This window comes from Chloroflexus sp. (assembly GCF_034432675.1).
In the GTDB taxonomy this organism is placed as follows: domain Bacteria; phylum Chloroflexota; class Chloroflexia; order Chloroflexales; family Chloroflexaceae; genus Chloroflexus.
On the sequence record NZ_DAOUBI010000163.1, the window covers coordinates 1 to 21,928 of the forward strand.

A 21,928-nucleotide genomic window follows, 5' to 3' on the forward strand; every position below is an offset into this window, starting at 1 on the left:
GTCGGTGTCATCACGCACTGGATTGGTTGCCTTACCCGCTCGTTATGCGCGTGTCGCAGCGTTTGGAGTGCGGCAGCCATGCTGCCGCACCAGCCGTGCTTCGTGCCAGGCGCACGGCACGCTATTGCCCCTGCGGCCACACGCATTACTGCCGATGCCAGCAAGGTGAAGAGCATCTCGCACGAGCACTAAACGTGCATTGACGACCATCGTCGGTGTCATTACACCTGGGAGCGCACACCTCCGGCGCACTCCCCACTGAACCTAGCGCAGCTTGTGATAGCGATGACCATCCGGCACCGCCAGTTCTCACACCCATCGGGTGCAGGTGAAAGTGGGACGTGTCGCATATGACCACCAATAAGGGCGGGTTCCAAACCCACCCCGACCGGTGCCCAACCCGCCCCGATGCATCTGCCCGTTCACATTGCTATACTAGGGATGCGGCAAGGGTATGGCGCAAGGGTACATCCTGGATCACGTGCCACTCATTATTATTCGCAACATTATGTCAATCGCTCCGTCCGTGAGCCATGACTTCTTCCACCATCCGTGCCCGAACTTCTTTGATGGCCGCCAGCAAGCGACGCCGGCCACCAACCTCGGCAATCTCTTGCGCTTCGGCGAGTATCACCCGCGCCTCGGCGGGTGGTAGCAGTGGCGCCAGCCAGATCCGAATCTGGGCTGCCAGATGACGCGCCCCCAACGTATCGGCCTGCGCCAGAGCCGACGAGAGGTAGTGGACAGCGCACGTTGTTTCACCGCGCCGCAAGGCGACCAGACCCACGTTTGCAGTGATACCAGCCACTCGTTCGGGAATATTCAACTGCGTCGCTAAAGCTAACCCTTGTTGAAAGCGGGCAGATGCCGTTTCCAGATCATCCTGAGCTAGCGCCACCTCACCGGCCGTCGAAAGCAGGTATGGTTGCAACGACAGCATACCCCGCTCCTCGGCGAGAGCCATAGCCTCACTGATAATCGTGGCTGATTCATCGACTTCACCACGAAGCAGGCGATGATACGCCTGATTATTACGAGCCAGAATACGCCAGGTAATCGCCTCATCGCCGGCCTGGTCAGCAATTTCCTGTGCACGCTCGTAGTGGCTAATGGCGGTATCGAGATCGCCTTGCTGGGCCGCAATATTACCGAGTTCAAACGTAACCTGCGCCAGTGCCACCCGCTGCACAATCGCCCCATCACCCAGTATCTGCCTGGCAGCCACAAGCCGTTCGATGGCTGCGACGAGATCGGCACCTTCAAGCGAGAGGGCTGTCCCCCATAGAAAAAGTGCCGTGGCCTGATCGTGTGGATGCGCGCTCGGTTCAATTTGACTGACCAGCGCAATCACTTCAGCGTAGCGTCCCTGCGGGATCAAGGCCCGTGCCAGGGCCAGACGGGCCGTGAGTGCTTCCTGCGGGGTTTGTGCCGCCGCAACCGCATCACGAAAAGCATCAATTGCGGCTGCCGATGCGCCAGCCTGTAAACGTGCCTCACCAAGTCTGACCAGTGTCGCCGAACGCTGGCTCGCGGGCAGACCTGCCAGGGCCTGGGTATAAAACTCTGCCGCCTCTGGCCACGCTGCCAAGGTCACCGAACGTTCCGCAGCGCGAAGCGCATACGTTGCTGCACGTTCAACCAAACCAGACCTGGCAAAATGAAAAGCAATCTGCCCGGCCACATCATCGATCCGATCACGGTAGAGAGTCTCGATAGCTTCACCTACCCGCCGGTGTAGCATGCGCCGGCGTAGATCACCAACATCACGCCGAACCACCTCCATCGTCAGGCTGTGGTCGAAACGAAACCAGGTAGCAGAGAGCGGTACCACCAGGCGAGCTGCCAGCAATTCGTCGAGGGCATCTAATACCGCTTCTTCTGATAAAGCGGTGGCCTTTGCCACAACGTTAAAATCAAAATCTCGCCCAACAACCACTGCTGCATCCAGCACCCGCCGTGCCGGTTCGGAAAGCCGGTTCAGGCGCGTTTCAATCAGATGGTACACCGTCTGCGGTACTACCGGCTGCGACGATAACGCTCTAAGATCAACCATACCGTCGGCAGTGAGCCAGCCGGTCGTGCGCGCATAGCGTACCAACTCGGCGATCATGTAGGGGTTGCCTTCAGTGCTTTGTTCCAGCCAATCGGCCAGCGGATGGGCAAAAGACCTACTTAAATGACGGGCAATCGCCAGTACTGCCGTTGTGGGGAGGCGATCTATCGTCAGGCGGAAAAAGCGATCTTCCCGCACCAGCGCACGGATCAGACCGGCCAGTGCACTCCGTGGCTCGGGCGGACGACTGGTTGCCAGTACAACCAGATCGACATCGGCACTGCGTCGTAACAGGTAGCCAAGTAGTCCTAGTGTACTCGTATCAGCCCATTGCAGATCATCAAGCAACAGGCTTACGCGGGTCTGACGGGCCAGTTCCATCAACAGGCGGGTTACCGCTTCCCAGAGCCGTGCTTCATTAGGTGGATCAGCAGGTGGCGGGGTCAGATCGGGCAACAAACGACCTAATTCATTCCACCAGACCGGCATAAGTTGCACCTGAGTGCGCAGCTGCGACCACTCAGGATGGGCAATCAGGGCGTGTAACGCTGCATTGATAGAGAAGTAGGGAATGGTCTGTTCTAGCTCACGAGCAGCACCGGTAATAACTAGACCTCCTCGTTGAGCCAGAAACTCTTCTGCAAGGCGTGTCTTGCCAATACCGGGCACCCCTTCGATTAAGACCAGCCGACCAGGCTTGACTTCGCTGTGCAATTCCATCAGTTCAGATTCGCGCCCACAGAAGGGAAGTAGGCCGTTGGGAGACATTGATCGAACAGAGATTGGTGACAGGGCAGGTGTTACAATTGTATCGGTAATAATCGCATCGTAGAGCGCCTGCGTTTCACGCATCGGCGGGACCCCCAACTCTTGATCAAGCAGATCCCGTAAACGCTCAAACCGACGAATCGCCCCTACCCGATCACCACTGAGATACGCCAGACGCATTGCATCGCGCTGTACATCTTCCTGCAATGGATCAATGGCCAGAGCATGATCAAGCGCGGCCAATGCTGGCGTCACTGCACCACGTTGTTCGTGGAGGCGAGCAAGGCATAGCCAGCCACGGCCAAGAAGCAGACGCGTACGCTCACGTTCAGCTTCCAACCATGTCTGAAATGGCTCGCAATCAGGTAGTTCAAAGCCGGCCAGCAACTCAACCGGACCAACCGGCAGCACAGCCATCAATGCAGCCGCATCCCCATGCGGAGCAGTGATAAGCGTCTGTATTTGGCGCAGATCAACCATGGCTTCCAGCGATAACCATTCTTCATCTGCCACCAATGCCTCACCGATTGTCTTGCGGATAGCGTAGAGGGTAGAACGTAAAAGCTGCTGCGCAGCACTCCGCTCGTGATCAGGCCAGAAGAGGGAAAGCACCTGCTCACGTTGTATCGGTTGGGAATGAGCAGCCAGGTAATAGAGCAAAGCTCGGCTACGTCGCCGCGGCAATACAAGCACTTGATCAGCAATCGCAATGCGTGGTGGTCCTAAGAGCTGTACAAATATCATGCATCCTCGTGGTTAGTTACAGCTCGATCTGATTGCGCGGCTTGCAGTAATTGCCGCACCTCATCATCACTAGTCTGTCGAAAGTCATTGTACCAGTAACTGAGTGCATAAAATGGTTCAACGACCAATACTGCCACAACATCATCGGCAACCGACCGTAGTATCTGCACCGATTCTGTACTGGCGACCGGCACCGCAACCGCAATCCAGCGTGGGTGTTGCAAGCGAACACAATCCACTGCAGCGTGCATGGTAGCACCGGTTGCCAGCCCATCATCCACAATGATTACCGTCTTATCCCGCAACTCAGGCGGCGGACGTTGTCCACGATAACTCTGGGCACGCCGCTCAATTTCAGCCTGCTCAAGGGCAGCCACGTCTTCAATCACATAGGGCGGAATCCGTAACTCGGCGATAATCTCGTGATTCAGCACCCGCACCCCACCCTCAGCGATAGCCCCCATCGCCAGTTCGACCTGACCGGGCACACCCAGCTTGCGTACCAGCAAGACATCAAGCGGTGCCGACAGTGCCCTGGCGACCTCGTATGCCACCGGCACACCACCTCGTGGCAAGGCCAACACCTGGAGCGCAGGACGTTCGGCATAATGGCTCATACTCCAGGCCAGTGCCCGTCCGGCTGCACGGCGATCCGTGAAGCGATGGAAACTCGCTGGTACCGGCATAAGAGCCTCCTGAAGCGAACGGACGATCTCGCTGCACGATTAATACCGACGATTACCACGGCAGGCAAGCATCGATCCAGTATCTGCCTATCAACGCAGATCATCACGTCACACGAATCATAGCACACCAATCGTTCACCAACAATAGCGAAAGATTGACGAGCGGGGCTGCTCTCCGTATAATCTCGGCAGCAACAGTTACGAGATCACGAAAGGGCGAGTATGAAGTTAATCATCTTCGTAACCGAGGATGCACATGCAGATGCCGGGGTTGATGCTCTCGTTGCCGCCGGTTTTCGAGTGACACGGCTGGCGACAACCGGTGGCTTCCTGCGCCGTGGCAATACGACGTTGCTGGTTGGCGTTGAAGACCATCAGGTTGAGCGTGCGCACGAGATCATTCAGCGCGCAGCCCCAGGAACACTGGCGATCACGATGGATCTTGAGCGATACGAACGGTTATAGGCTATCGTGCGCATCCTGTACATCGCTTCCGGCATCCCGACACCAGGTACAGTAGGCGGCAGTATCCATACCCTGGAGGTAGGGCGTGGCCTGGCCCATCTCGGCCATGATGTCCACGTGGTTGCAGCCAGTCGCGAACTACCGCTGCATCATCTTCGCCTGCGATCACTGTTCAGGCTTACAGCCCGACCATACGCCGGGTTTACGCTTTATCATCAAGATATACCCAAGGCATTGAGCCTGCTCGGTGCTGCGGCTGTGATCAGGCTAGCGCGTCAGCTTCGTCCTGATCTGATTATGGAACGCTACTACAACTTTGCCGGCGCCGGGATGATTGCCGCTCACCGTTTGCAGATTCCAACCATTCTCGAAGTAAATGCCCTGATCGTCGATCCACCGACAGTCCTCAAGCGCCGCCTTGACGACGCCTTCGGTAGTCCATTCCGGCGCTGGGCGGAACAGCAATGTCACTGGGCAGATCGGATCGTCACGCCACTGCACACCACAGTGCCACCCGGCATCCCCCGCGCCAAGATCGTCGAATTACCGTGGGGTGCCAATGTGGAGGCATTCAAGCCGCCAACCGAACCGGTGCCAGGCCCGCCCAATATCATCTTTATGGGAACCTTTCGTCCCTGGCACGGCGTAAGTGATTTCGTACGTGCAGCCCGCTTGTTGATTGAGCGGGGACACAACTATCGCTTCACCCTGATCGGCGACGGCCCTGAACGCGCTACGGCGGAGACGCTCGCCGCAAAATATGCTGATCGCTTTACGTTTACCGGTGCCGTGGCCTACGAACGCCTACCCGAACTCCTAGCTCAAGCCCATCTTGGTGTGGCTCCATTCAACACTGCCCCTCATCCGGCACTGCGTACTGCCGGGTTTTTCTGGTCACCACTCAAAATCTACGAATACATGGCAGCCGGACTACCGGTGGTCACGACTGCCATTCCTCCGCTCACCGACGTCATCCGGGAAGGTCAGGAAGGCGCATTGTTTCGGGAAGGCGACATCGTCGATCTGGCCGCAGCAATCGAGCGCGTACTGAGCGATCTACAGGCAGCATTTGCCATGGGCCGTCGTGCCCGCAAGCGCGTGGTTACCGAATTCTCGTGGCAACGGCATTGTGCTGAACTGGAGCGGATTGCACTGATCCTCGTACAGCATCGGCACAGATAGCCGTTCACACTTCCAACTCAGCAATCCCCTGGAACCGGAAATCAATAGAACAGGCCAGCAGCGTGCCCGGCACGGGCATGCAATATCTTCTATCAATCCCCTCTAACATATTTCAATATTCACTTCAGAAAGTCTTCAAAAACTTTTTTTCAGAAACATGGTGAATAGCAATACCTTCAACAAAACTTGCGCCACACCGAAAGCTGATCAATGATCGTTCAACAATCTCTATCAGCTATAATAGGATCATCGCGGATATTTTAAGACGCAGCGGTTGGCTATCAAACCACCGATGGACTCTCGTCATGATGCTCGCAAATCTCGCTGAACTGGCCTGCTACCTTCCCGGCCTGATCCGGCGACGGTTACAAAATATCGGAACTGATGGCCGCCTTGAAGCGGCAAAAGAGACGTTTCCGGCAGCGATCCTGTTCGCCGACCTTTCGGGGTTTACCGCGCTGACCGAATATCTAACCCACACCAATCCGGCCGGTACTGAAGAGCTGACGCAGATTCTTGAACTCTATTTTGGTCATCTGGTGCGGATCGTGACCGTCCACGGTGGTGATGTGATCAAGTTCTCCGGTGATGGATTGATCGCGCTCTGGTACGGCGATGAACCATTACCTGTCTTAACTCGCCGGGCAATCCAATGCGGTTTGGCAATTCAAATGATGATGTCGCCTGCGGTTTGGAGCACTGAAGTTATCGACGAAGCAGCACGACGACTACGCGCACGGGTAGGAATCGGGGCCGGCGATGTCACCCTGATGCATCTTGGCGGCATCTACGACCGCTGGGAACTCCTGATTGTCGGTGATGCAGTACGCGCAGCCGGTGCAGCCGAAGCCACCGCACCACCGGGAGAGGTTGCCCTTACCGCCGATGCCTGGGAGTTGGCTCGTCCATGGTGCGAGGCCGTACCTCTATCTGACGGTCACTGGCGCTTGACCGCCCTGCTCGATGATGTACCGATGCGCGCATTCTCGATACCGGTTATCGATCAAGAGCAAATCGAGTTATTACGCTCGTATGTTCCGAAAGCGATCTTGAGTCGTATCGATGCCGGCCAGACCGAATGGCTGGCTGAGCAGCGTTATGTAACCGTGCTCTTTGCGCATCTCGGCGATCTAAATGCCACCACCCCCTTACCGGCAGCTCAAGCGGCAGTGCGTGCGCTGCAAACCTGCCTTTATCGCTACGAAGGTAGCATCAATCGCCTGGGCATCGATAACAAAGGGCCAACGTTGTTAGCGGCATTCGGCCTTCCTCCCTTTGCTCACAAAGATGATGCACTGCGTGGGGTGTTAGCTGCCCACGATATTGTCAATACGCTCTCGAATCTGGGTTTTTCCTGCACAATCGGCCTGACGAGTGGACCAGCACTCTGTAGTTCGGTGGGCGGTCTGGAACGGCGCGAATACACTATGATGGGTTCGGTTGTCAATCGCGCAGCCCGTCTGATGCAGGCAACTCGTCAACAGCAGATACCACTCCTCTGCGATGGGGAAACCGCAGCAGCCTGTCGCGATCGGATCACCTTCAACGCCCTGCCGCCATTACACCTGCGGGGCATTAGCGATCCAGTAACCGTCTTCCAGCCGGTGCTCAACATCACTGATGATACCAATGGCCAGCTTATCAGCAAGGCACGTTATAACCACGCTTTCGTCGGGCGCACCAGTGAGATGGCTTTGCTGCTCGACCGCCTCGACCGCTTGCAACGTGGGCAGAGTGGCGGTGTGCTGATCAGTGGTGAAGCCGGTATCGGCAAATCACATCTGGTACAGGAGTTTATTAATCAGGCCCGTGCCCAGAATACGGTTGTCCTATCCGCAACTGCGCACGCTATCGACCGTAGCCCTTACCATACTATTCATAGCGGTTTACTCGAATTACTCAACGATGTACGGCTGGCCGGCCTCAGCGATGATATTTACCACGTTAGCCGTCAGTTGTGGCCCACGAACCTGACCACGATAGCTAACCCCACAGCGTCACCTAACCAGGGTTACGCCGGGTGTGTCCATGATGGATTAATTGCAGTCTTGAGCAAAGCCGCCGAGCACGCACCGCTGATGATCGCAATTGAAGACGTGCAGTGGCTCGATGAACCAACCTGGAGCTTGCTGATCAATCTGATCGAGCAGCCAGTCCCCATTTTGCTGATCATGACCGGAAGACCACCACTCAACCAGACAGAGGAGCAGCGTCGCTTCCTGTATCACCCCCTGGTTGACCATATCAAGCTCCAGGGCCTGAGTCCGCCAGAGATTCATGATTTGATCGCCTATGCGCTAGATGTGCATCAGGTTGATGAAGCAATTTGGCGCATGATTGCCGATCAGACTCAAGGGCATCCATTCTTCAGTCTCGAACTAGCTAAAGCACTACGCGATGCCGGTCTGTTAATGCGTCAGCATCAGATGTGTCGTTTTGTGCCAGGAGCAACGAAAACGGCCCTTCACATGGCTCGTTTACCGGCAACAGTACAGGGATTTATCACGAGCCGCTTCGATCAGTTAACCCTTGAGCAGCAACTGACGCTGAAAGCAGCCAGTATTATCGGCGCCGAATTTGATCCGGCGACACTAGCGGCGATTCATCCATCCGGGCTTAGCGAGGCCCAATTGACTAGCCAGCTCTTCGCGCTTAAACAGGCCGGATTGATTGTCCTTGAACGCTTTGAACCACACCTGCAATACGCCTTCCGCCCGGTAGCAATCGCCGAAGCCATCTACAATCTGATGAGTTTTGCTCAGCGTCGTCAATTACACGCTCGCCTCGCAGCATACCTCGAACAACATACCGGACACGATCCTCTGCGCGCCATTACGATAGCTCACCACTGGCAGGCTGCCGGCGAAACGCTGCGCGCTAAACCGTTTCTCGAACAGGCGGGAGAACTGGCGCTACATACCGGTGATTACGCCGGTGCAATTGATCTATTGAGCAAGGCTCACCAGATAGGTATCGATGAAGAAGCCTCGGTTATTGGGCGCCGGGAACGGCTACTGGCAGAAGCCTACTACGGTCAGGGGCGCTTTGCTGAAAGCTATCGGCTGTTACAGAGTGCGTTCCGTCACCTGGGGTACCTCCTGCCTGTCGGCCGGCGCAGGTTGATCTGGTCGCTATTCATCGAGGGCATTCAACAGACTCTCATCCTACTGGGTATCCCCAAACGGCACTTACCGGCAGATAAGAATGCGGTAGAGATTGCCCGTGCCGCTCATCTGCTGGTACAGATCGATTATTATCAGCACGACCCACTGACGATGCTCTATAGACTACTGTTCGCAATGAATCTGGCCGAAACTACTAATCTACCGGCAATCAAGGCGCGTTCGTACGCTATGCTGGAAATAGCACTGAATCGCTTTCCGATACTGGCCCGATTGTACCGTCGCAAAGCGATGAGACTGGCGAAACGCCTGAACGATCCCGTGACAATGGCCTGGGTAGCCCAGATGCAAGGCCTGGCAGCACTTATCCGCAGTGATTGGCGTCAGGCCCAGGCGGCTCTTCAGTTCGGAATGAACATTGCTCAGCAAACCGGCGAAACGCGACGCTGGCTCGAATGTCGTGCTTTGCTGGCAATGGTACAGTTACGACTCGGTTATGTGACTGAAGCGCTAGCAGGCATCGGCGAAATTGCTATGCGTAGCGAGCGCAGCCGCGATCATCAGGTGCAGGTATGGAGTCGTTTAAGCGCTGCCGAGTTCTATCTGGCGAACGGTGATGTTGCCGCAGCAATGGGCGAATGGCAGACCGCGAGTAATTTGTTCACCGATGCAAACCGTATCAGCCGCGCCGATCAGATCTGGCACACCATTCTGGCCGCTCGTATCGCTCTGATGAGCGGTGAAACCCAGCAGGCCCATGAGTTGGCCGTGCAGGCACTTCAGCAGATCAACGGTGCCCCTCCCCCGGCTTTGTATCTGATCCGCAGTTATCGAGCTTTGCTCTCTATGCCGCTTTCGCCCAGGCAACGCTGGATGGCACGCATGATTCGTTGGCAGGTTGGACTGCTTTTCCCACTGGCATTGCAAGAAGATAGCGGCAGACGAGAAGAGGAATAGATCTGACATCAAATCTGGTTTAACAGAAGTCAGGTACACTATCTACCATCACCCTCATGCTACACCCTTAAGCATTTCACTTCAGTGCGCAAGAGCTGATTTGCCCCTGGAAGCATGCGCCTCTGGCAACCTGCTTCCGCCAGGGTATGACACCCTGAACCGGTGAGCAAAAGTGGGAGACGTGCTACACCGAAAATTCTTGTCCCCAGCGCGGGCGGGTTGAGACAAGAGCAATCGCATCATACCGCTACAGAGTACGGCTCGGATCGCCTGCCATGCAGAGTGTGGAGGCGGGTTATGAACCCGCTCCTACACCCAACCGGGTGCGTCGGGCGTACCGCGGTATCGCGGTATGCCCGACGCACCAGCGGAACACCTGGTCACGCTTGCGCACTTCCAGAACAATCTGAATGATCTACAATGTCAGGCAAGATTTGACATGAGCCCTGAATAACCCCCCACCCATTATCGCCCATGCAAAAGTGCGGCAGCAAAGCTGCCGCACTTGCAGGTAACAGGTGATAGAGCACTTAGTTCACGGTATACTCACCCTCTACCACGCCATCGTCTTTACGAGCACTGCTACCGGCACCCGGCACAGCACCATCACCGTAGGCCGCCTGCGAGATCTTGAACATCGCTTGCTGCAAGTCGTTCGAGAGTTGCTGGATGCGGTTGCGATCCTCTTGCGCAATCGCTTCGCGCAGATCTTTGATCAGTCCCTCAATGCGGCTGCGCTCAATACCGTCAACCTTATCACCCAACTCTTTAAGCGATTTCTCGGCCTGATAGGCCACGCTATCGGCTTGATTCTTCAGCTCAACCAGTTCACGGCGAGCCTTGTCTTCAGCGGCATGAGCCTGGGCGTCGCGGATCATGCGCTCTACCTCCTCTTTCGAGAGGTTCGTGCTGGCCGTAATTGTGATCCGCTGCTCTTTACCGGTCGCTTTGTCACGTGCGCTCACGTTCAGGATACCGTTCGCGTCGATATCGAAGGTCACCTCAATTTGTGGTACACCACGCGGCGCCGGTGGGATTCCTTCAAGGCGGAACCGACCCAACGTGATGTTGTCGGCTGCCATCTCACGCTCACCCTGCAAGATGTGAATATCAACCGCCGTCTGCCCATCAGCCGCTGTCGAGAAGATTTCGGTCTTGCGGGTAGGGATGGTCGTGTTGCGCTCGATCAGCTTCGTCATCACGCCACCAAGCGTCTCGACACCGAGCGAGAGTGGCGTTACGTCAAGCAAGAGCACGTCCTTGACGTCACCACCCAACACACCGGCCTGGATTGCCGCACCGACGGCAACTACTTCATCCGGGTTCACGCTCTTGTTCGGCTCCTTGCCGAGCATCTTGCGCACCAATTCCTGCACAACCGGCATCCGGGTCGAACCACCGACCAGCACCACCTCATCGATCTGGCTAGGTTGCAGGCCGGCATCCTTTAACGCCCGTAACACCGGCTCGCGCAGCCGTTCGGTCAGGTGTGCCGTCAATTGCTCGAACTTTGCCCGTGTCAGCTTCATCGCCAGGTGCTTCGGCCCGCTCGCATCGGCGGTGATGAAGGGCAGGTTGATCTCGGTCTCCATCATCGAGCTGAGTTCCATCTTGGCCTTCTCTGCCGCCTCTTTCAAGCGTTGCAGCGCCTGCCGATCTTTGCTCAGATCAATACCCTGATCCTTGCGGAACTCCTCGATGATCCAGTTGACAATAGCTGCATCGTAGTCATCACCACCAAGGTGGGTATCACCACTGGTCGCCTTGACCTCGATCACACCATCACCAACTTCGAGGATGCTCACGTCGAAGGTACCACCACCGAGGTCAAAGACCAGGATGGTCTCGTCTTTCTTCTTATCAAGGCCATACGCCAGCGCAGCGGCCGTTGGCTCGTTGATAATACGCAGTACTTCCAGACCGGCAATTTTACCGGCATCTTTGGTTGCCTGGCGCTGACTGTCGTTGAAGTAAGCCGGCACCGTGATCACGGCCTGCGTCACCGGCTCGCCCAGAAATGCCTCGGCATCAGCTTTCAGCTTCTGCAAAACCATTGCCGAGATCTCTTGCGGCGCATACTCTTTGTTCGTCTGTGGTACGAAGATCCGTACATCGTTGCGTGGCCCCTTTACCACTTTGAACGGCACACGCTCGCGCTCTTCGGTCACTTCGTCGAATGACCGTCCGATAAAGCGCTTCACGGAATACAGTGTGTTTTCTGGATTGATGGTCGCCTGCCGCTTGGCGGTCAAGCCCACCAGCCGCTCACCATTCTTGGCGAATGCTACAACCGATGGCGTTGTGCGGTTGCCTTCCGCGTTTGGAATGACGACCACATCGCCACCTTCCATGACTGCAACGCACGAGTTCGTCGTGCCAAGGTCAATTCCTACAATCTTGCCCATATTACTGGCCTCCCATTGCAATGTTGTTGTGTCCCCTGTGGGCTGTCGTATCTATGTGTAGTGTACCTGTTTTCTGCCAACGATACACTAGTGGTACGTTAGAGGTATGTTTGAATCTGCTACCCCTGGGCCAGCAGGATTGCCCGCGCCGCCCTTCGCCCACTCTCAAAGGCACCATGCACCGTCGCAATCTCGGCACCGGTTACCGTTGCTTCACCGGCAAAATGAATAGGTCCAAGTGGTGCTGCTAACGCGACACGCGCAGCCGGCGTATTGGCCGCACTGAAACTGTACGCCCCCCGACTCCACGGGTCGCGTGACCAGTCAATCAGACACCCATCCCGATAGTACGGCCTGACATCCACTCCAAATAGGTGCTGTAACTCACACAACGCAACGGTAATCGCCTTATCTTGCCCCAAATCGGCCACCATCAATGCCTGCCGACCACCCATATAGCCCATCAGTGTGGGTGTATGGGCACTCAGCACCGGCCACCAGGTAGCAATCTCGCCATCGGTGCTGAGCACCGTAAAATCCGGCCAAAACTGACGGTCGAACCAAATTACAAGTTTGGTCACATGCCCCATCGGAATTGCAGCTATCGCCGCCTGTTTCTCTGCCGGCAACGGCGGATCAAAGGCCGGAATACCGGCTTGCAGCAATGAAACGGGTACCGTCACCACCAGATAGTGCGCCTGCAGCCGTCGTCCATCGACCAGCCCGACTTCAACCTGATCGCTATCCCAGCGCACCAGTGTTACCGCTGCCCCCAGTTCAATCCTCAGACCGACGCTGAGCGGCGCCAACAGGCGCTCGTACCCGCAATCGATGTGAAAATTATCTTCGCCGATCGTACTCAATCGCCGTTCGCGGGCCAGCGCGGTCGCACTCAACTGGTTGAGATCGGCGCCCTCGATATTGGCCAGCCAGCGCCCAACCAGTATCTTCACCTCTGGCGCCGCCGCTGACTGCTCAAGGAGTTCGGCAACGCTCAACTCAGGACCACGATAATTGCAGATATGCTGGTACAGCGCGATTACCGATTGCCCCAACGACTGATTGGCTGCCAGAATCTGGTTACCAACAGCGAACAGGCGATCACGGCCCCACCGCGACGTCGGTAAGCCGGCACGCTGCACCAACTCCCAGGTTGCCGCCCGATGGCCGTGAATAAACTCGGCCCCACATTCAACCGGCCCGTAGCGCGTATCCGTCCAAATACGACCACCAATACGCTGCCGTGCCTCAACCACGATCACCTGCAAACCGGCAGCCTGCAACGCATAGGCAGCGGCTAAACCGGCAATCCCCGCTCCAATCACTAGCACATCGTACATAACAGTTCCACTGGATATGGGGTTTGATGAAATTCAATGCGTACTTGCACACCAGGCGCGGTAACCTGCGCCGCTTCTGCCCGCCCTGCCTTCATCGGTGAGAGCGTGTACGCACGCCGATCAGATGTTCGTCATCACGCCGACAATCCCAGTCGCAGGAGCGTTGCACGCGACTCTTCACCCAACAGGCATTCGACCAACAAATCAACAATCCGGGCCGTCGTTCGCTCACGCAACCGAACCAGATACCACTCTTGTACTAGCGGCTGACCGGCTAACGCCACCACCCCCAACCGATCCAGGCGTGTAGGCAGCACACTGACCGGCAAAAAGGCCAACGCCTGGCCGGCCTCTACTGCTGCCCGCAGCAATAACGGACTATCGGTTTCACAGACAACCCGCAATTCACCGCTCGAAAGGCCACGCCGCCGTAAACCATCTTCGATAGAACGACGCAACGGATGGCCGACACGCGGCAGTGCCAGCGGATATTCACGAAGCATGCCTGCCGGCACCTGCTCCTGCTGCAACAGATCATGCCCAATCGCCGCCGTCAATGCCAGCCGTTCACCGGCCAGTAAGCGCGTCTCGAAACCACGTCGTCGCGGTGCATCGCTCAGAATTGCCAGATCAAAGCGCCGCTCAGCCAATCCTTCAAACAGACGCTCAGCCTGCTGCAACTCGATATTTACCGTCAACGCCGGATACTGACGCTGCACCATCATCAACAGATACGGAAGAAATGCCTCAACCCCCCCGGCGACACAACCAATCGCCACCCGCCCACCAACCTGACCACGTAGCATACTGACTGCCTGCACCGTGCGTTCGGCCAAGGCTACCATTTCACGAGCGCTGGTCAGCAACTGCTCGCCGGCCAGCGTCAGCACCATCTGTTGCCCACTCCGCCGAAATAACCGGACACCGCCAACCTGCTCCTCTAGCGCCCGAATTTGCTGACTCACCGCTGGTTGCGAGAGGTGCAGCTGCTTGGCAGCGGCTGAAAACGATCCCGTCTCTACGACAGCAAGAAAGGTTTGCAAATAGACGGTATTCAGCATACAATCAAAGGTTCAGTTTGGTCGTGTCGTAGCGTTGATGCAACTGCACCGGCTGACGTTTCTTGGCTGCAACCCGCAGATTCAGCAACTCGACCATCACCGAAAAGCCCATCGCGAAGTAGATATACCCCTTCGGAATGTGCAGTTCAAAGCCTTCGGCGACCAGCGAGAAACCAATGAGCAACAGGAAGCTAAGCGCCAGCATCTTGATCGTAGGATGCTCGCCGACGAACTTTGCAATCCCTTCGGCCAGAAAGAGCATCACCCCCACCGCAATAATCACTGCGGTTATCATCACCCACAGCGCATTGGCCATACCAACCGCTGTAATAACCGAGTCGAGTGAGAAGACGATGTCAAGCAAGATGATTTGAAAGACCACTGCCTGCATCGTTATCGCTGCCGCTGATTGTTCAGAATGCTCGACACCCTCCAGCTTCTCATGGATCTCGGTCGTTGCCTTGTAGATGAGGAACAGCCCACCACCGAGCATGATCAGGCTACGACCGGTAACGTGCCACGGCCCGATCTCAAACAACGGCTGGGTGAGACCGGCGATCCAGCTAATCGAGAGTAACAACAGGAGTCGGGTGATTAGCGCCAGGGACAGACCGATCTGCCGCGCCGGACGTTGCTGCGCGGTGGGCAATTTGCCGGCCAGAATGCTGATGAAGATGATATTATCAACACCGAGCACAATTTCCATCATCGTCAACGTTACCAGCGCCAACAGGTTTTCGACCGCAAAGATTGCTTCCATATCCTTACCCATGCCGAAAGAAATGCACATCGCGTTAATAGTAACACTCGCCAATAGTCTGGTCAATATGCGAGCGCCAACCTGCTATAATGGCAATAGCGATAGTACACATAGGTGAACAGTATGACCTGGCAGTTAGCGCAGCGTAAACCCGAACGTCTATCCATTCACTTTATTCCCTGGCTAACCTGGAGTTTTGTTGGTCTGGTGGCCTACGGTGTAGGCACCATCGTGCAGCCAATCATTACCGGTAACCAACCACTGACCGGCGGTATAGCCATCGCCGTCGCTCTGCTCGTCGGCATGGCATTCTTTACCCTGATCACCGGTGGTCAGTTGGGAATTTGCCAGATTGACTATCGTCGCAAACTGGTGACCGTCACCTCGTATGGGCTGCTTGGGCGTAGGCGCCAAGAACGTCAGCTCGCCGATGTTAAAGGGTTAGAAGTTCGCGTCTTGCGCCGGGCACAATACCGGCTGCTCCTGGCCCTTCGTTCGGGAGAACGCTTACCACTGGTGCCATTTTATCTGATTAGCTTCAGCGATCAGGGTATTCGCCGCATCGCCGAAGCCCTGAACGTCGAGCCAGAACTCATTCCCGAAAAGCCTGCTGAGCGCAGATAACGCTCAATACGATAATTACTGAAATCACGCTATGATCCCTCTGCAACTGGCCCTGCGTAACTTTATGTGCTACCGCGCCACCGAAGCTGGTGATCCGCTCCGCCTCGACCTCGACGGCCTGCATGTCCTCTGCTTATCGGGTGAAAACGGTGCCGGGAAATCGACCCTGCTTGACGCAATCACCTGGGCATTGTGGGGTGAAGCACGCCGACCCGACGATGACCTAATCACCCAGGGCGAGACGGAGATGATGGTGGAGCTGGTCTTCGCCCTTGATGGACGCAAATACCGAGTTATTCGCCAGCGTCAACGCGGGCGCAGTAGTAGGCATGGTACAGGCGCTGGCAAAACTTGGCTTGATCTGCAACAGTTTGATGGTAGCACCTGGCGCCCCATGGGTGAAAACACCATCCGTGAGACTCAGCGCAAAATTACCGAACTGTTGCGCATGTCGTATAACACCTTTGTCAACGCTTCATTCCTGCTGCAGGGCAGAGCCGACGAGTTCACCAGCAAAACCCCGACCGAGCGCAAGGAAGTACTGGCTGAAGTCCTCGATCTGGCCGAGTACGTCGAACTCGAACGCCGTGCCCGTGAGCGGGTACGCCACCTCGAAGCCGATCTGATTCGGGTACGTGGCCAGCTCGAAACCCTCCAACCAATGGCCAGTCAGTTACCATTCTGGCAGCAAGCCGTCGCTGAAGCCAAACAACGACAGCACGAACTCCAACACCAACGTGCAGCGCTGGAAGAAAAGTTCACCAACGCCTCCAAAGAACTGCGTCAACTGGAGCAAGAAGCGCATCGGCAACGTGAAGTCCAAAACCGCATTGCCATCCTGACCGGTGAGATTCAACGTTACAGCCACGAGCTACGTGAGTTGAATGCACGTATTGCCCAGACTGAACAGACCATTGCCCAACGTCCGCTCATCGAGGCCGGCCTGGCCGAATTGCAGGCAGCTCGTGCCGACCTGGAGCGGCTTGAGCAGCTCCGTAACCGCTATGACGAACTAATGACTCGCAAACGCGAATTACAACAGGAATTAAAGGCTGAACTCAACCTGCTCAACGAGCGATTGTCACACGCCATTCAGCAACGTGATCGGTTGTACGGCGAGTCCCAACGCCTCGTCGGGTTGCAGCAGCGGGTGGCGGCGATTCATCAGCGCCTACGCGAACTGACACCGGTTCACGAACGGCTGGTGCAGTGTCAGCACCAGCGCACTGCACTTGAACAACACCTGAACCACATTCGTGAACTAGTCACGCGGCAGCGTCTTCTCCAGAGTCAACTCGAACAACAGCGGAACGCGCTGCAAAGCGCGTTAACCCGTTCGCGTCAGGAACTTGCCCGCCTCGACCGTCAGATCGGTGACATCGAGAACTGGCGAAATGCGTTGCATGCGGCACAGGATGCCCAGGCCCGGGTCCAAACCCTTGAAGCCGAACAGCTTGAACGGCGCCAGCAAGAGCAAGTTGTGCTGGATTGGTTAAGTGTCGCACGGGCGGAGGCTGCTCAGGCCCGCCACGATATCGAGACATTGCAGACCAATCAGGCATTACTCGCCACCGGCAAAGGGGAATGTCCGGTCTGTCGGCGTCATCTGGCCGCCAACGAAGCCGAGCACGTGTACAATCATTATCGGCAAGAACTGGAACGCCTGTACGCCAAGGATTCCCAGGCAAATGCAGCGATCCGGGCCGCCGAACAAGAGCTGAAACAGATTCGCAGCACCCTGGCCAGCACAGAACAGGAACTAATCAGCCTTCGGCAACAGGCTGCAACCATCGAATCCCTGCACCACCAGCTTAATCAGGCTGCCACCTGGCAAACCGAACGCGACCAACTGGCGCAGCACATTGCCACCCTTACCGAACAACTGGCTACCGACTCCATCAATCCGGCAATACAGGCCGAGCTGGACACACTGATCGCTGACCTGCAAGCGGCGGGTGACATTGAGAGTGTGCAACACGACCTCCGCATGCTCAACGACGAGATGATGACACTTGAGCAGCAGTTGCGCGAACACAGCCGGCTCGAAGGCGAACTGAGCACCTGCCAGAACGACATTGAACGCATCGAGCATGCACTGCGTGATCTTCCGGCTGCCGAAGCGACCGTAGCCGAATTGCGACGCCAGATCGCCGAAAATGATTTTGCCCAAGAGATTCGGGTTGCCGGGCGCCAGGTAGTTGCCGAACTTGAATCCCTCAACTACCGACCGGAAGACCTCGAAGCGGCACGTGCGCTAGTACGCAGCCTCAGCCGCTGGGAACAGGCAGAACGCGATCTGCTTCTGGCCGAGCAACGCTACGCCACCGACATCAAACTACGCGAACAGACCCAACAGCTCTGCGATCACGCCGAACGCGAACGGCAAACCCTGCACGCCGAAGCTGAAGCCCTGACCCATCAGCTACGAGTCTTACCGACTGTCCAGGCAACGGTCAATCAGCTAAAACAGCAACTCAGCGCGAACGAACAGGCCCTGCAGGCCGCCGGACGCGATCTGGCCGAAAAGCAAGCCTATTACAGGCAGGCCGCATCGGCGGCAGCCGAGGTTGAGTCGCTTCAGACCCAGGAACGTCAGCTTAGCGAACGAACCGCCCTCTTTGCCGAGCTGGCGGAAGCCTTCGGCAAAAAGGGCGTTCAGGCCATGCTGATCGAAACGGCCATTCCCCAACTCGAAGACGAGGCTAACCGGCTACTGGCCCGCCTGACCGATGGTCAGATGCATCTGCGCTTCGAGATGCAGCGTGACACCAAAAAAGGGGACACGGTAGAGACGCTGGAGGTACGGATCGCCGATGCCCTGGGCACCCGTGATTACGCCGCGTTTAGCGGTGGTGAAGCGATGCGGGTCAATTTTGCTATTCGGATCGCTCTTTCGCGACTGCTCGCCCACCGGGCCGGTGCCCGGCTCGAGACCCTCGTGATTGATGAAGGGTTTGGCGTGCTCGATGCCGATGGTCGTGAACGCATGGTCGAAGCAATTACCGCTGTGCAACGCGATTTTGCTCGCATCATCGTGATTACGCATATTGATGATTTAAAGGATCGCTTCCCGGCGACGCTCGAAATTCGCAAAACGCCGCTCGGTAGCCGCTGGGAACTGCGTGGATAGAGAGACACTCCTGAAGTTGAACTAACCTGATCTGCGCAAGAAGAAAGGAACCGCCGTGGAGATCATACCAACGCTACTCAAGTATGGCTTCGTACTGGCAGTCGCTATTGAACTCCTGCTTATCGTGCGCGCCATTGTAAACTTAGCCCGCGAAAAGGCACGTTCGACCGATACGGCATCCACAACCACCGGAGAGTAAACTATGCCATTTCGCATTCTCCACATCTCCGACATCCATACCGGCCCACCGTTCAATCCCGCTGCCGCTGAACGGCTGATCGCCGACGCTCACGCGCTAAACCCCGATCTCCTCGTTATCTCAGGGGATTTTGTGCAACGCGCTGATTTCTCTCGCCAATGGCAGGCCGCCTGTGAGCTACGCCGTCGTCTACCGCAGCCACAACTGGTCGTGGCCGGCAATCACGATGTTCCCCTCTTCCTGCTCCACGAGCGGCTGTTCAGACCACTCGACCGCTATCGCCGTTATATCACCCCTGATCTGAACCCGGTCTTCACCGCACCCGGCATCGCCGTGATCGGGGCATGCACCGCGCATGGCTGGACGATTGACGGCGGCAGGCTCAATCGCGACCAGATGCAGACACTACGCAGCCAGCTTGCCGGTCTTACCGCCGACACCTACAAAGTTGTGGTCTGGCATCATCCGGTTGGCTTTCCGCCTGCGTACCGGCGTAAACGTCCCCTGGTTGCCAATGCCGGCGAAGCGATGCAGCTTCTCGCCGAATTTGCCGTCGATCTGTTGCTGTGTGGGCATCTCCATCTGAGCTTTGTCGGCAATACCCGTGATTTTCTGCCCGAACTCCGGCATGGCACCTACATCGTACAGAGCGGTACAACGACCTCGCGCCGTGGTTACGGCGACGAGCACGGCGCGAATACCTGCAATCTAATCACTATCGAAGCTGATGGCGCCCGTGTTCAGCATCTCCGTTTTGATCAACGCAGCACCGGCTTCCAACCGGTCGCCGAACACTGGCTACCACGCCCCAACACCACCGGCGGCGATCATCACCACGTAACACCGGCAAACAGATCGTCTTCACGCACATCGAGCGTCGCCGGCGGATAGGCGCGCATAAACGTATCTGTCCGCCCCAGCAAACTCAACACCTTACTCAGCGGGCCACGGGTCAGTGGCCCACCGGCTCCCTGGCTAACATGAGCCTGCGCCGCGGCTCGCGCCTGGACCTGCACCGCGGTGGTATCAATCCGGGCATGGGTCGGAAACTCAACATTGGCGAGCTGAGTCAAATCAACGTCCCGATTACGGCCAAAAGCCCGTGGATCACGCCCGAAGAGCGGCATCAGCCTGACCAGCAAACGCAACAGGCGCCGCGAGAAGGTCGTGTAATAGAGCTTTTGTGGCGCATACGGCGTACCAGCTGCCGGAAAGGCTGCCGGATCACCCGCAGCGTGAAATGCGGCAACCGTCGCCTCGTGAATGGCAATGTGATCGGGATGCCGGTAACCACCGATTGGATCAAACGTGATCACCACCTGTGGCCGGAAGTGCCGGATCAGACGCACCAACTGCTCAACCACCTGCTCGCGTGGCTGATTTATAAGAGCCGCCGGGTGCTGATTGGCTGCACTACCGACCATACCCGAATCGCGATACCCAAGCAGCGTCACACTACTCAACCCCAACGCCTCGGCGGCGCGCAGCAACTCTGCCCGTCGCAACGCCGCCACCGACTCGTACCCTTGCAACAGCTCGGCGTCAACTGTTCCCTCTTCGCCACCGGTTGCACAAATCAAATGCACGGCGGCACCCGACCAGGCATAATGGGCAAGGGTACCACCCGGCCCAAAACTCTCATCATCAGGATGCGCAAACACCGCCAGTAACGTCGGCCGCGTACCTACCGCCACTGCCGGGCGTAAGATAATTGTCTCTTCGTGTGTGAGGGTCATATGTTTTACACCTGACAACATTCAAAACGATCTCGAAACGATACACACGAATCACATCGTACAACACAATGCAATTATCTTGCTAACCGTAGCACCACTCCTGCGCCTGCTTGTAGCAGCATCGTACCACACATGGTCATGATACACAGAAACAAGTGTTGATCCTAAGAGCCTATCCGAAACGTGGGGCATTCCAAGCTACAGCCTGCGGTACAGGGTAAAGCCTGCGCTGGATTTCGTACCGCCGGCTTCAGGCGGTGCATTCCAAGCTAAAGCCTGCGGTACATGCTGAAACGTGCCTCAGAAGCGATGTTTCGGATAGGTTCTAAAGCTATAACCAATACGTACAACCGAAAGACAACCGTAACATTGCTTATAGACTCGCAGATATCAATACCGTCAAGTGAACAACTGCTTGGATTCCGGCGTTTTTGCAAATTGGCAAAACATATTGACCCTGTTCCTCCAGCAGCCGGTTCTTCATCTGCTCACCGTCCACCATGCGCAACTTCGTGCATACGCTGCACGGTGGGGTGATCGGGGACGTTGGGCAGGTCCACCACCTGGCGAACCTGATCCGTAGCCAACAGCCACGCTACCATGGCGCTGGAGCTGAGGTCCAGGGAGACCATCAGCCGCACGCACGCCGCCACCTGAGGCAAGGGGGAATGATGCGGACGGTTCGGATGCGAAGTG

General features: G+C 56.7%; 15 protein-coding genes and 1 pseudogene. 8 read left to right on the forward strand and 8 right to left on the reverse strand.

Annotation, left to right across the window (positions count from 1 at the left end):
• The coding region (locus tag VAE55_RS12115) for a hypothetical protein (RefSeq protein ID WP_322816038.1) at positions 1-192 on the forward strand (192 nt) is incomplete at its 5' end.
• A 319-nt stretch (positions 193-511) separates the two neighbouring features.
• On the opposite strand, the gene VAE55_RS12120 is transcribed toward VAE55_RS12115, so the two are convergent.
• Together VAE55_RS12120 and VAE55_RS12125 are read right to left on the reverse strand one after the other, a co-directional pair.
• Positions 512-3,565, reverse strand: a complete 3,054-nt coding sequence (locus VAE55_RS12120) for an ATP-binding protein (protein WP_322816039.1) — start codon at positions 3,563-3,565, stop codon at positions 512-514.
• Positions 3,562-4,251 (reverse strand): phosphoribosyltransferase, encoded by a 690-nt coding sequence (locus tag VAE55_RS12125; RefSeq protein WP_322816040.1) that lies wholly within the window; start codon positions 4,249-4,251, stop codon positions 3,562-3,564. Before VAE55_RS12125 ends, VAE55_RS12120 begins: the two co-directional genes overlap by 4 nt.
• A 222-nt stretch (positions 4,252-4,473) precedes the next feature.
• Between VAE55_RS12125 and VAE55_RS12130 the strand changes: the two genes are divergently transcribed.
• From VAE55_RS12130 to VAE55_RS12140, 3 genes are all read left to right on the forward strand, one after another.
• Complete coding sequence (locus VAE55_RS12130; protein ID WP_322816041.1) at positions 4,474-4,716, forward strand: cyclic-di-AMP receptor; 243 nt, start codon at positions 4,474-4,476, stop codon at positions 4,714-4,716.
• Between the two features lie 6 nt (positions 4,717-4,722).
• Entirely contained in the window at positions 4,723-5,898 is a 1,176-nt protein-coding gene (locus VAE55_RS12135) for a glycosyltransferase family 4 protein (RefSeq protein ID WP_322816042.1), read from the forward strand.
• A 305-nt stretch (positions 5,899-6,203) separates the two neighbouring features.
• Positions 6,204-9,977: an AAA family ATPase gene (locus tag VAE55_RS12140; RefSeq protein ID WP_322816043.1), complete on the forward strand. Its 3,774-nt coding sequence runs from the start codon at positions 6,204-6,206 to the stop codon at positions 9,975-9,977.
• A 530-nt stretch (positions 9,978-10,507) separates the two neighbouring features.
• On the opposite strand, the gene dnaK is transcribed toward VAE55_RS12140, so the two are convergent.
• The 4 genes from dnaK to VAE55_RS12160 all read right to left on the reverse strand — a co-directional run bounded on the left by dnaK (position 10,508) and on the right by VAE55_RS12160 (position 15,543).
• Positions 10,508-12,382: a molecular chaperone DnaK gene (gene dnaK / locus VAE55_RS12145; RefSeq protein WP_322816044.1), complete on the reverse strand. Its 1,875-nt coding sequence runs from the start codon at positions 12,380-12,382 to the stop codon at positions 10,508-10,510.
• A 119-nt stretch (positions 12,383-12,501) separates the two neighbouring features.
• Positions 12,502-13,722 (reverse strand): NAD(P)/FAD-dependent oxidoreductase, encoded by a 1,221-nt coding sequence (locus VAE55_RS12150; protein WP_322816045.1) that lies wholly within the window; start codon positions 13,720-13,722, stop codon positions 12,502-12,504.
• Between the two features lie 134 nt (positions 13,723-13,856).
• A complete protein-coding gene (locus VAE55_RS12155; RefSeq protein WP_322816046.1) occupies positions 13,857-14,783 on the reverse strand; it encodes a LysR family transcriptional regulator in 927 nt (308 codons plus the stop codon).
• A gap of 4 nt (positions 14,784-14,787) precedes the next feature.
• Positions 14,788-15,543, reverse strand: a complete 756-nt coding sequence (locus VAE55_RS12160; protein WP_322816047.1) for a TerC family protein — start codon at positions 15,541-15,543, stop codon at positions 14,788-14,790.
• Between the two features lie 123 nt (positions 15,544-15,666).
• Here VAE55_RS12160 and VAE55_RS12165 point away from each other — a divergent pair, with 123 nt between their 5' ends.
• The 4 genes from VAE55_RS12165 to VAE55_RS12180 are packed head-to-tail and all read left to right on the forward strand — an operon-like array spanning position 15,667 to position 20,387.
• Positions 15,667-16,167, forward strand: coding sequence for a hypothetical protein (locus VAE55_RS12165; protein WP_322816048.1), 501 nt, complete (start codon positions 15,667-15,669; stop codon positions 16,165-16,167).
• A 31-nt stretch (positions 16,168-16,198) separates the two neighbouring features.
• Positions 16,199-19,297, forward strand: coding sequence for an SMC family ATPase (locus VAE55_RS12170; protein ID WP_322816049.1), 3,099 nt, complete (start codon positions 16,199-16,201; stop codon positions 19,295-19,297).
• A gap of 55 nt (positions 19,298-19,352) precedes the next feature.
• Positions 19,353-19,496: a hypothetical protein gene (locus tag VAE55_RS12175; protein ID WP_322816050.1), complete on the forward strand. Its 144-nt coding sequence runs from the start codon at positions 19,353-19,355 to the stop codon at positions 19,494-19,496.
• 3 nt (positions 19,497-19,499) lie between these two features.
• The gene (locus VAE55_RS12180) at positions 19,500-20,387 is read left to right on the forward strand and encodes a metallophosphoesterase family protein (protein WP_322816051.1); all 888 of its coding nucleotides are present in this window, start codon (positions 19,500-19,502) and stop codon (positions 20,385-20,387) included.
• Here the strand turns inward: VAE55_RS12180 and VAE55_RS12185 are convergent.
• Both VAE55_RS12185 and VAE55_RS12190 read right to left on the reverse strand, forming a co-directional pair.
• A complete protein-coding gene (locus VAE55_RS12185; RefSeq protein ID WP_322816052.1) occupies positions 20,327-21,232 on the reverse strand; it encodes a PIG-L family deacetylase in 906 nt (301 codons plus the stop codon). The genes VAE55_RS12180 and VAE55_RS12185 overlap by 61 nt on opposite strands.
• A 488-nt stretch (positions 21,233-21,720) precedes the next feature.
• Positions 21,721-21,928: pseudogene (locus VAE55_RS12190) on the reverse strand (hypothetical protein); the annotation flags it as partial.

Bases quoted from the DNA above. Each gene is read 5' to 3' on its own strand.
- VAE55_RS12120 (WP_322816039.1), bottom strand. From the start codon at position 3,565: ATGATATTTGTACAGCTCTTAGGACCACCACGCATTGCGATTGCTGAT.
- VAE55_RS12125 (WP_322816040.1), bottom strand. From the start codon at position 4,251: ATGCCGGTACCAGCGAGTTTCCATCGCTTCACGGATCGCCGTGCAGCC.
- VAE55_RS12130 (WP_322816041.1), top strand. From the start codon at position 4,474: ATGAAGTTAATCATCTTCGTAACCGAGGATGCACATGCAGATGCCGGG.
- VAE55_RS12140 (WP_322816043.1), top strand. From the start codon at position 6,204: ATGATGCTCGCAAATCTCGCTGAACTGGCCTGCTACCTTCCCGGCCTG.
- dnaK (WP_322816044.1), bottom strand. From the start codon at position 12,382: ATGGGCAAGATTGTAGGAATTGACCTTGGCACGACGAACTCGTGCGTT.
- VAE55_RS12150 (WP_322816045.1), bottom strand. From the start codon at position 13,722: ATGTACGATGTGCTAGTGATTGGAGCGGGGATTGCCGGTTTAGCCGCT.
- VAE55_RS12155 (WP_322816046.1), bottom strand. From the start codon at position 14,783: ATGCTGAATACCGTCTATTTGCAAACCTTTCTTGCTGTCGTAGAGACG.
- VAE55_RS12160 (WP_322816047.1), bottom strand. From the start codon at position 15,543: ATGGAAGCAATCTTTGCGGTCGAAAACCTGTTGGCGCTGGTAACGTTG.
- VAE55_RS12165 (WP_322816048.1), top strand. From the start codon at position 15,667: ATGACCTGGCAGTTAGCGCAGCGTAAACCCGAACGTCTATCCATTCAC.
- VAE55_RS12170 (WP_322816049.1), top strand. From the start codon at position 16,199: ATGATCCCTCTGCAACTGGCCCTGCGTAACTTTATGTGCTACCGCGCC.
- VAE55_RS12180 (WP_322816051.1), top strand. From the start codon at position 19,500: ATGCCATTTCGCATTCTCCACATCTCCGACATCCATACCGGCCCACCG.
- VAE55_RS12185 (WP_322816052.1), bottom strand. From the start codon at position 21,232: ATGACCCTCACACACGAAGAGACAATTATCTTACGCCCGGCAGTGGCG.